The organism is Acinetobacter sp. YH12226 (assembly GCF_013417805.1).
GTDB lineage: Bacteria > Pseudomonadota > Gammaproteobacteria > Pseudomonadales > Moraxellaceae > Acinetobacter.
Window position 1 is genome coordinate 1 of sequence record NZ_VPDG01000034.1, and the last position, 10,377, is coordinate 10,377.

At 36.2% G+C, this 10,377-nt stretch carries 10 protein-coding genes and 1 pseudogene; 2 read left to right on the forward strand and 9 right to left on the reverse strand.

Annotation, left to right across the window (positions count from 1 at the left end; translation table 11 throughout):
* The 4 genes and pseudogenes from FTV08_RS15420 to FTV08_RS15435 all read right to left on the reverse strand — a co-directional run.
* A pseudogene (locus FTV08_RS15420) lies at positions 1-109 on the reverse strand (dihydropteroate synthase); the annotation flags it as partial.
* Positions 110-349: 240 nt separating this feature from the next.
* On the reverse strand, positions 350-1,225 hold the full coding sequence (locus tag FTV08_RS15425) for a hypothetical protein (RefSeq protein ID WP_081406141.1): 876 nt from the start codon (positions 1,223-1,225) through the stop codon (positions 350-352).
* Between the two features lie 11 nt (positions 1,226-1,236).
* Positions 1,237-1,707 (reverse strand): hypothetical protein, encoded by a 471-nt coding sequence (locus FTV08_RS15430; RefSeq protein ID WP_065995118.1) that lies wholly within the window; start codon positions 1,705-1,707, stop codon positions 1,237-1,239.
* A gap of 65 nt (positions 1,708-1,772) precedes the next feature.
* A complete protein-coding gene (locus FTV08_RS15435; RefSeq protein ID WP_005005986.1) occupies positions 1,773-2,180 on the reverse strand; it encodes a hypothetical protein in 408 nt (135 codons plus the stop codon).
* Positions 2,181-2,401: 221 nt separating this feature from the next.
* Here FTV08_RS15435 and FTV08_RS15440 point away from each other — a divergent pair, with 221 nt between their 5' ends.
* Positions 2,402-2,695 (forward strand): hypothetical protein, encoded by a 294-nt coding sequence (locus tag FTV08_RS15440; RefSeq protein ID WP_005005987.1) that lies wholly within the window; start codon positions 2,402-2,404, stop codon positions 2,693-2,695.
* Positions 2,696-2,889: 194 nt separating this feature from the next.
* Here the strand turns inward: FTV08_RS15440 and FTV08_RS15445 are convergent, their stop codons facing one another.
* Positions 2,890-3,693: a DUF4942 domain-containing protein gene (locus FTV08_RS15445; RefSeq protein WP_005005990.1), complete on the reverse strand. Its 804-nt coding sequence runs from the start codon at positions 3,691-3,693 to the stop codon at positions 2,890-2,892.
* A gap of 251 nt (positions 3,694-3,944) precedes the next feature.
* Here FTV08_RS15445 and FTV08_RS15450 point away from each other — a divergent pair, with 251 nt between their 5' ends.
* Positions 3,945-4,733, forward strand: a complete 789-nt coding sequence (locus FTV08_RS15450; RefSeq protein WP_180081700.1) for an aminoglycoside adenylyltransferase domain-containing protein — start codon at positions 3,945-3,947, stop codon at positions 4,731-4,733.
* Positions 4,734-4,859: 126 nt separating this feature from the next.
* Here the strand turns inward: FTV08_RS15450 and FTV08_RS15455 are convergent, their stop codons facing one another.
* The 4 genes from FTV08_RS15455 to FTV08_RS15470 form a co-directional block, all read right to left on the reverse strand.
* The gene (locus tag FTV08_RS15455) at positions 4,860-5,318 is read right to left on the reverse strand and encodes a DUF523 domain-containing protein (RefSeq protein ID WP_077170035.1); all 459 of its coding nucleotides are present in this window, start codon (positions 5,316-5,318) and stop codon (positions 4,860-4,862) included.
* Between the two features lie 154 nt (positions 5,319-5,472).
* Entirely contained in the window at positions 5,473-8,574 is a 3,102-nt protein-coding gene (locus FTV08_RS15460) for an efflux RND transporter permease subunit (protein ID WP_038349993.1), read from the reverse strand.
* Positions 8,574-9,740: an efflux RND transporter periplasmic adaptor subunit gene (locus FTV08_RS15465; RefSeq protein ID WP_052232764.1), complete on the reverse strand. Its 1,167-nt coding sequence runs from the start codon at positions 9,738-9,740 to the stop codon at positions 8,574-8,576. Before FTV08_RS15465 ends, FTV08_RS15460 begins: the two co-directional genes overlap by 1 nt.
* A 253-nt stretch (positions 9,741-9,993) precedes the next feature.
* Positions 9,994-10,254 carry a hypothetical protein gene (locus FTV08_RS15470; protein WP_038349994.1) on the reverse strand — a complete coding sequence of 87 codons (261 nt, stop codon included), beginning with the start codon at positions 10,252-10,254 and terminating at the stop codon, positions 9,994-9,996.
* Positions 10,255-10,377 lie beyond the last annotated feature (123 nt).

The following is a 10,377-nucleotide window of genomic DNA, read 5'->3' on the forward strand; positions in this document are numbered from 1 at the left end:
GCTTACGCGCCTGCGCAATGGCTGCGTCTGGCGCCAGATACCGGCCTCCATCGGAGAAACTGTCCGAGGTTATGTTGACGATGCCGAAAATGATGAGCGATTTATTCATGGGGGCTTCTATAATAATAATAATCGAGCATGAGTCTCATACGGATGCTCGGGTCGAAAGGGAATCCCCAGGCGAGTAACCTGTTTGCGGTGATCCATTAGCTGCAGGAGCAGAATAGCATACATCTGGAAGCAAAGCCAGGAAAGCGGCCTATGGAGCTGTGCGGCAGCGCTCAGTAGGCAATTTTTCAAAATATTGTTAAGCCTTTTCTGAGCATGGTATTTTTCATGGTATTACCAATTAGCAGGAAAATAAGCCATTGAATATAAAAGATAAAAATGTCTTGTTTACAATAGAGTGGGGAATATATAAGGTGTACATGTCTTGTTCTACTGAGTACAACGTGATGAAGTCAGTCGTATATGAAAACTTGCCATTTTCGCTCTCTAGCTTGATTTGTTGGTGTTTAACGAGCTTGAGTGGTGAAATGCAGTCACCGCCATAGATCGCAACTGTGCCACGCTCTTTGTACAGCTTAATGAGTTTTTTGGTGCATTTTAACGGCTTGCCGTGTTTGTCCAATTTTGGTTGGTTGCGAACAAAGATGTTATAGCGAAGATTCGAGTCACCAAGCATCCCGCTTGTTGTTTCACTGATGGTCAATTGGCGTTTAGACTTCTTATAAAACTCTAATAAGCGTTGCTGTAAATTGAACCGTGAAACACCGCATTCGATGTCAAAATCTAGACCTTTAAAAGCGTTTTTATTACTGTTGTTTCCAAAGTAACAAACTGCATCGTTAAACATTTGCGTTAAGTTTGCAAAAATTAAGAGAAAGTCGTTTTGTGGGTACGGACGTTTTTGATACATGCACCCAAACTCACTGTCTGACAACTTATAAAAATAGGTGCGAACGCCAGTATAACTGCAAAGTGAATCATAAATGCGTGTGCCTTTAATTTGAATCTGAGTAACATAGCTAGATGAAAATTCAGGGGTAGCCCAAAGCATAGGGCTGAACAGGATGTCCTTCACTAATCCATTGTCGTATGCACGGTCGCCAACGCGACTTTTTTGGTTAATGCGGTCGTTTTGGGTGTAAACATGGATGTTCTTCAGCTCCAACGTTTCACGTTTGAACACGGTCTTTTCAGCGGTAGCAGTAGCGGTCGTCATGGTGAAGTTCCTTATCGGCTTAAATACGTCTGTGCAAAAATTGCTTGCATGGTTTTAAAAATTTGGTCTGTTTCAAAGTAGTCAGAAATTTGCTCTTGGAATGGGCTTTGATGGTTGCGAACCAACGTGCGAATCGCAGAACTATTTAAGGTGTCTGAGTTGGTAAAACCATTTTTTAGTACTTTGATCTCAAAATATGGGCTAGTGGATGCAATCACACTGACAATAATGTTGCCGTCTTGGTCTGTCTTAACTGACAAATCAGCAATTGGGCTTAGCTCATGGCGTAAAAAATACATATTGTCGGGGTTATAGATTGCTTTAAATCTGATTCCGTCTTGGCATATAGCGCAAAACAGTTCATTCACCGACTCAGCAGTAAAGATCGCCCCAAACGTCACAACAACAGGCCCGACATTTTTTTGCTGTTTTTCATCATGTTTGATGGTTAGCTCGCAATGCGCTGTAATTAGGTTTTGCATGGTTTATATCCTCAAATGTGATTCAGTGGCATACGCACGTTATCCGTGCGTATGGGTGAATTGAATTAAGAAAGTTCGCGTGACCAACAATCTTCTATACGGTCGTATGCGTAGCCGTTTTGAGCCATTAACGTGCAAATGTCTTCAAGGTTTTTGCCAAAGATATTTACTGAGGTAACTTGGTCGAGTACTGATGTATGACCAAAGTTTTCTTTTAATGTTGCAACATAGATTTCAACGTCCATGAAGAAGAAATTTGTTTTATCAGCCAATGTCGGCATGTGCTGTTGAAATTGAAGTTGAGCATAGTCACTATCCGCTTGAAGATCCGCAAGGGTTAAATCACAGTTGTTGTCGATGTAATCTGAGATTTCATCAAACAATGTTTCCATGTGAGCACCGCTAAAAGTTTTAGGGAAACCGATGTATAAAGTGCCTTGTAACTGTACTGATTGAGCGTTTAAATTTGACATGCTGTTCACTCCAAGTTTTAAGCTTTCTGCTTTTGATAGTTTCATTTTATGGGAAAACACAACCTGGCAAACCTTTCTCGAAAAATAAGATTTTCAATCTTTTTTTAATCAATTAAAAAACATCGCTTGCGTACTAATATGATTTTTCTATTAGCCGTATCGCCGTAATGCATTAAGAATAATTTAACGAGCAATTAGTTAATTAATTAAGTTTAATTAAATTGTTAAGTTTTAAAACATATGAAGATGAACCAGCTCAAGACCGTCTTGTGCTTGAAAACATCACCATTGCTGAAGCGATGAAGTTAGCTGAAAACAACGGATTCTTTAAAGCAAAGTACCAGGTGCTTAAAGTGATTCAATATTTTGATGTTGAATTGGTACTCACGGCGTCTGATGTTGAGTACTGTGCTGAATTACACCAGTTTAGCGGTGGCTATAACGTGACGGTGCTTGCTGATACACCTGAACAAGATCTTATTGCAATTCTCAATTCATTGGGGATATTGAATTAGAGCCATCTCGTGATAAGAGAATGCAGCTCCGAAAAATGGAGTCTAAATTTAAATCTGCCTTTAAGGGATATGATTTATCCCAAGTATCCATAGTGATATGGTCAGTGTATGTTCACCAGTGGCACGATCGCAAAATTAGTACCGTATATATCTAAAAAAAACCACAATAACAATTGATGGTTTTTTAATGAGCTTTATAAAATGGGTTCATCATACGCACGGCGTTTGTGTTTTACATTTGGATCTATGCCAATTTGATTCGGATATAACAGGTTTAATACCTGGTTAATGCGATCAACTACGCATTGATTAAACAAGATATGACAGTTACCGTTTTCGTAGATCTTAATGCGTAATAAATTATCATCAATGCTATGCCAGATACCACGATCTAACCTGAGTTTATCTAATCTAGTGTGGTCTAAAGGCTTGCCAAATAACTGCCTTGCTATAAAGCGTACTTCTTCCACTAAATTATCTCGTCTGCAATAAGAATGGTAGCTATTGTGATGAATGATCACGCACGGGTTAATACCAGCACCAAGATTGGTTTTGTATTTGCTTGATAATTGGCAAAACAATGAATCAACTTTACGAGCATATGCCATGTGGCGCGTAGACCAGATAGATTCTAAAAATACATTCACGTTATCCATCGTGAAATCTTCAATTTCATGACGAGCAATTTTATCTGACAACGCATCATATTCTTTTTCAGATATAAAGTTTCTAAGATTGATGATCTCAGTTAACTTCCTCCAGAAGCATGACGATATTTGTTTTAAAGCAGATTCTTCAGTATTGAATGATGATGAATATGATTTTCGGGTGATTGCACTCACAATCTGGTAAGCATCAAGTTCAATATCTTTGATGCTTTCATAAATAACCTTTATTGACGATTTTGCTTTTTCGCATTGCAAAATTAGCTTTTCGACTTCAATAAAGTCTAATTCAGATGCTTGCACTTCTCTTTTTATATTTACCAACATATTCATAATTGCCCACCTAATTAGCTTAATTGTCTATATAGATATTTTAATAAAAACCATGGTCATTAATTTTTTTTTAAAATTTATAAGCTAACTTTTTCACTATAATTAAATTAAATAAGCACAACGCTTAAAACTTGGTGTAGTGGAATATGGCTCAACCTTTAAAATTCCTTTTAATACCACTGGCTATGTTAGCCAGTGTTCTGTATAATGCTCTATGAATTCATTACTTATTTTTTTAAATTAAAAATCATATGCAAAGCTTAAATGATGAAGAGTGTCGCCAAGTTGAAAGTGTAAAACAGCTTTTACAAAAAAATTTTAAAGATAAGCTTTATGCTATTTATTTATATGGTTCGTATGTTGATGGTGGTTTAAAACATAAAAGTGATCTTGATATTTTAGTTATTATTGAACGTGAAATTACCGATCAGGAAAGAAAACAATTAGCGCAGAATTTTCTAAATATATCTGTTCCGATTGGTCATGCTACAGCGCGTGCCTTAGAAATTACGATATTAGAAAAAGGGAGTATTACCAATAAAAATCATCCATATACATATCAGCTACAATATGGCGAGTGGTTGAGAGAAGAATTACTCAAAGGTGAATTACTTTATAGTCAACCTGATCCAGATATTAGTATTTTACTTAAAACTGCCCAATTACATAACATTACTATCTTTGGACCTGATATTTGCGATTGGTTAAATCCAATTAGCTATGAACAATTAATATTTGCCATGCAAAAAACTTATCCACAAATTATTGCTCATTGGAAAGACGATCAGGATGAATGTAATCAAATTTTAGCGCTATGCCGTATAGCTTATACATTAGATCATAAAACAATAGTTGCCAAGGATGTTGCTGCGACATGGTTTTTAGAATTCTTAAGTCAGATAGATCAAGACATTTTGCAACTCATAATAGATGAATATATTGGGCAAGGTCATGAGCAATGTTGGTTAGTTTTACATGATCAGCTTGCTAAAATTGTTAAAGAATTACAGCATAAAATTGAACCACTACTTTTTAACTGATGTGGAAGTAATGGATATGCTTCTTAGATTATTACCTCACTATATCTCTAAATACCGAAGAGACTTGATATTGCAAAGGGGGGCGTGGTTGGAGTTGCATGAAGATTTTAAATAAAAGCGGAGGAACTAGGGTAAAAGTTGCCAAAAAGTTTCTTCTGAAATGACTTTTATATTATGACGTTTAAGCAAAGCGGAGGTAACTCCATTGCCATAGATCTTATTCCCATTAAATTGACCATCGTAAATCATTGAACTACCACATGAAGGGCTATTTTCTTTAAGCACTACCAGAGTAGCTTTTAATAATTGAACTTTTTTTAAAGTTCTATATGCCCCTTCAATATAGATTGAAGTCACATCCTTTCCTGATTTTTCAATTACACAGGCTTTTCCATCTAAGACATCATCGCCATTACCTCCCGAAATCTCGGCAGGTTCGCGTGGTGTTGATAAACCGCCAAGAATCTCTGGACATACCATAGTAGCTTTTCCATCTTTGACTAATTTTTCGATTTTTTCGTTTAAGCTATGCGTCCCGTTATAACGTACCTTTAAGCCAGCCAGACAAGAACTTACTAAAATCATATTTCCTCTATGAAAAAGATATGTATCGATTTGCTATTTAGCCAGTACCTATTATTTTTTAAAATTAATAGGTTAGTGCTATGGATAAAACAAGAATTTAAATATGATCAATGCAAAGTGAGTTATTTTTTTTCTAACCCACAAAGCTTATAGATTAGTTTGATCCTTTTTGTTTAGAAAATTTATCAACAGTTCCCATAACAATAATGAAAAAAATAGGGACAAACACTAAAGCAAGAAGAGTTGCACTGATCATTCCTCCAAATACGCCAGTACCTATAGCCTTTTGGGTTTCAGAACTCGCACCACTTGCAAAAACTAAAGGAATAACTCCGCATGTAAATGCTAAAGAAGTCATTAAGATTGGACGCAAGCGCAATTTTGCAGCTTCAACGGTTGCTTTAACTAAACTCATCCCATCTTCTCGGAGAGCCTTAGCAAATTCAACAATTAAAATGGCATTTTTCGCTGATAATCCAATGATGGTAATCATACCAACCTTAAAGAAAATATCATTGGGCATACCTCTTATCATTACAGCTATAAATGCACCTATAAGCCCTAGAGGTACAACCAACATAACAGAAAGAGGGATGGACCAACTTTCATATAACCCAGCTAAAACAAGAAATACTACGAGCATAGATAGAAGTAATAAAAATATAGTTTGCGATTCAGCCTGTTTTTCTTCTAAAGAAATACCACTCCATTCATACCCCACACCTTTTGGAAGTTGTTTGATTAAATTTTCCATTTCTGACATTGCTTGACCAGAAGATATACCAGGTGCTGGACTACCCGTAACACTTAAAGATGGACGACCATTGTAACGATTGTATTGTTGTGGGGAGTATTGCCAAACTGGAGTAATAATCTCAGACATAGAAATCAGTTTACCACTTTGACTATTTACTTTGATTTGTAAAATATCATCAATACTCATACGTGATTTGGCATCAAGTTGAACAATAACTTGCTGCATACGATCTTGATTTGGAAAATCGTTGATATACATTGAACCCATTGAAGTAGAAATGATATCGGTAACATCACTGAAGTTAACACCTAATATTTGTAGTTTTTCACGATCAATTTTGAGTTGTACAGAATTTCCATCTGGTAAACCATCAGAGTAAACATCTACAACTTTTTTACTTTGAGTTGATAAACTGAGTAATTGATCTTGGGCTTGTGCTAATGCTTGCATGCCAATATTTCCTACATCCTGCAATTGTAATGAAAATCCAGAAGAGCTTCCTAATTCATCAATTGCTGGAGGCAATACAGACATTACTTGGCCTTCCGAGCTGTCAGCCATTGCAGTATTCGCATTATCCACGACTTGTTGGGCAGTAATTTTACGGTCCTCAAAGGGGAGTAAATTGGTAAAATACATTGCTGTATTTTGCCCTGAACCACTAAATCCAAAGCCTAAGATCGCCATATTATCTTGAATACCAACTTCTTTATTTAGATGTTCCTGAAATTCAGTAACAACTTTTTTGGTACGTTCTTGTGTGGCATCAGAAGGAAGTTGAATTGATGTCATAAACCAACCCTGATCTTCTTCTGGCATAAATGCAGTAGGTACTTGTTTAAAACAAAAAAGAAGTGCAACAACAATGCCTATAAAAAATAGCATAGCCGTTCTTTTATGTTTAATGACTTTAAATAAACCATGTTCATATCGATTATTTAATTTTTCAAAACTTCGATCAAACCAAGCAAAAACACCTTTTTTCACATGATTTTTATCTATTGGTTTCAACATGGTTGCACATAAAGCAGGTGTCAAAGTTAAGGCTAGGAATGCTGAGAATAAAATCGAAACTGACATTGTGATAGTGAATTGGCGATAAATAATCCCTACTGAACCATTTGCTAAAGCCATTGGTAAAAATACTGCAGCCAAAACCAAAGTAATACCAATAATCGGATTCGTAATTTCTTTCATCGCCTTCGAGGTGGCATCTGCAGGGGACAAGCCTTCTGATACCATGATTCTTTCCACATTTTCAATCACTACAATGGCATCATCTACAATGATCCCAATCGCCAGCACCATACCAAACATGGTTAGGACATTGATAGAAAAGCCAGCAAGTAGCATTACAGAGAACGTTCCTAGCAATGCTATGGGAGCAACAATAGCTGGAATTAAGGTATAACGAACATTATGAAGAAATATGAACATTACAATAAAGACTAAAACCATGGCTTCAATCAATGTTGTAATTACTTTTTGAATAGAAACTTTAACAAATGGTGCAGTATCATAAGGGATTGAGAATTTCATTCCATCAGGTAATGAAGTACTCAATTGGTTGATTTTTGCCTTTACCCCTTCAGCAGTTTTAACGGCATTTGCATTGGGACTCATTTGTATTGCTATTGCTGTAGATGGATTACCATTCTCTAAAATGGCAAAACTATAAGACTGCGCACCAACCTCAATATGAGCCACATCTGATAACAGTACAGTTGCCCCATTTTTATTCGAACGTAAACTAATTTTTTTAAATTGTTCAACAGTCTCCAATTGCCCTTGTGCTGTTAATGGAATCGTAATTTGCTGTCCTTTGAGGGCAGGTGTATCACCTATACGACCAGGTGAAATCGGGAGGTTTTGATTTTGAATAGCCGTATTTACGTCTTTAATACTCAGACCATAAGATACTAAACGATTTGGATCGACCCAAATGCGCATAGCTTTTTCAGCTCCAAAATTCTGGATTTTCCCAACCCCATCAACTCGCTTGATTTCTTCAATGACGTGTCGTGTCATGTAGTCACTTAGGTCTATTTCAGAATATTGATGATTAGGGGAGTTCAGACCTATGATCATCAAAAATCCAGATGAAGCTGCATCAACCATAAGCCCTTGTTGTCGAACAGGTTGAGGTAGTCTCGACTCAATTGCTTTGATTTTGTTTTGAACATCAACTTGAGCAAGCTCTACATCTGTACCAGGCTTAAATGTAGCAGTAACAGTAGCGCTACCAGAGGTATCTGAACTTGAACTGTAATACAGTAAATTCTTAACACCTGACATTTCTCTTTCAATAAGTGTTACAACACTGTCATTGAGCGTCTTTGGTGTAGCTCCAGGATACATTGCTGTAATACTAATTTGTGGTGGAGCTACACTTGGAAAGCGTGCAATTGGCAATTTAGGTATACTTAATACACCAAATAAAATAATAAATAAGGCGATGACCCAAGCAAAAATTGGTCGACGAATGAAAAATTGAGACATTATTGCTGCCCCCCATTTTCATTATTCGTTATAGGTGCTTGCCATTGTTTTACTTTTAGTCGCTGATTAGGTTGAATACGGTCTACACCTTCGACAATGATTTTTTCACCCGCATTTATACCTTGCGTGACTACATAACTATTTTGATAACGCTGACCCAGTTGCACAGTTTTACTTTGTGCTTGCTCTTTTTGGTTGATAATAGTTACATTCGCCTTACCACTAATATCATGTTGGATAGCTTGCTCTGGCACTAAAATCGCATTATCAACTTTTGTTCGGCTCATGTTGATACGGACATACATGCCGGGAAGCAATTTTTGACTAGGATTATTCGCTAAAATACGGATAGTCACATCACCAGTATCGGGATCTACTTTAGTGTCTGAAAATAAAATTTCACCCCTTACATCGTATGGCTTACCTTGACTATTTAGTATTTCAACGTTATGGCTAGCATTTGACAAATTCCCTTGTTGTAATGCTTCCTGTATTTTTTCATAATCAGTAATTGACTGTTTTACGTCGATATACACTTTATCAATTTGCTGTACTACTGCCATGGCTTTAGTATCACCTTGGCTGACTAATGCACCTTCAGTCACTAAAATCTCACCAATAATTCCAGATATTGGCGATGTAATTGTTGCATATTTTAGGTTAAGTTGTTGACGTGAAAGTATCGCTTCCATTTGAGTAACATCAGCTTTTGCTTTCTGATATTCTGCTTCAGTATTGTTATATTCTTGCTTACTAATTGCATTAACTGTCACCAGTTCAGCGTATCGTTTTAACAAAATTTGAAGGCGTGTTACTTCAGCCTCAGCACGATGTAAAGTTGCTCTATTACTTTTGACATCAGCCTGAAATATTTCAGAATTTAATTTAAAAAGTGGTTGACCTGCATGTACATAAGTACCCTGTTTAAATAGAACTTTATCTACTATGCCACCAACCTGAGGGCGAATTTCAGCAATACGATATGCAGTGACACGCCCAGGGAGATTTTCAATCAGATTTATTGATTGTGTTTGGGCAGTCATTACACTTACTGATGCTAACGGTGCATCTGCTGAATGATGCTCTGCATTTTCTGATTTTGAGCAGCCTATTAGTAGCACAGTCATAATGCCAGCTGAGCTAACTAAATAACGACTTTTTTTCATAATTTCCATCTTTGAATAGGGTTAAGCTCATACAGTTAAATGATAAATAGCGGTATAACTAAAGTTTAGATTAACTGGTGAAGAGCTTACTAAAGTGACATTTTGCTTAAACTATATAAGTGAAGTAGGCATTGTATTAAACGAATATTTAAATCATTCGATTTAAATATTCTAAGTTAATAAAATAGTGACTTATAAAATAAAAAACGGAAGGTTTTCATTTTCACTGGTTTGATGACATAAAATCTTAAAGCTAAGTATTGATTTCTAAATCATATTGTTGCAGTACACTAGGGGTCAATATACATTTGAATATTGATGAATAAATTCCTAATTGATGTTGCATTTTCCATCCTTCAGAAAAATCTGCCATTAACCAAATAACCTCATCTACAAAAATATGCTCAATTGCAATAAACCAATATTCTTTTTCAAGATCTGTCAGCGTTACAAATTCAGCATATCCTTGTTTAAAAAGATTCCACTCATCAACTGTAAACAGAGGTGGTTCCACTTGTTTGAACAACTAAAAGCGTATTTATAAGTGATATTCCGCTCTAGTTAAGCCACCTTGTTTTGTTGGGGTAGCTGATCATAGTAAAACTCATTTGGTGTCATTTTGTCTAGACTCGAATGA

Bases quoted from the DNA above. Each gene is read 5' to 3' on its own strand.
- FTV08_RS15425 (WP_081406141.1), bottom strand. From the start codon at position 1,225: ATGACGACCGCTACTGCTACCGCTGAAAAGACCGTGTTCAAACGTGAA.
- FTV08_RS15430 (WP_065995118.1), bottom strand. From the start codon at position 1,707: ATGCAAAACCTAATTACAGCGCATTGCGAGCTAACCATCAAACATGAT.
- FTV08_RS15435 (WP_005005986.1), bottom strand. From the start codon at position 2,180: ATGTCAAATTTAAACGCTCAATCAGTACAGTTACAAGGCACTTTATAC.
- FTV08_RS15445 (WP_005005990.1), bottom strand. From the start codon at position 3,693: ATGAATATGTTGGTAAATATAAAAAGAGAAGTGCAAGCATCTGAATTA.
- FTV08_RS15450 (WP_180081700.1), top strand. From the start codon at position 3,945: ATGCAAAGCTTAAATGATGAAGAGTGTCGCCAAGTTGAAAGTGTAAAA.
- FTV08_RS15455 (WP_077170035.1), bottom strand. From the start codon at position 5,318: ATGATTTTAGTAAGTTCTTGTCTGGCTGGCTTAAAGGTACGTTATAAC.
- FTV08_RS15460 (WP_038349993.1), bottom strand. From the start codon at position 8,574: ATGTCTCAATTTTTCATTCGTCGACCAATTTTTGCTTGGGTCATCGCC.
- FTV08_RS15465 (WP_052232764.1), bottom strand. From the start codon at position 9,740: ATGAAAAAAAGTCGTTATTTAGTTAGCTCAGCTGGCATTATGACTGTG.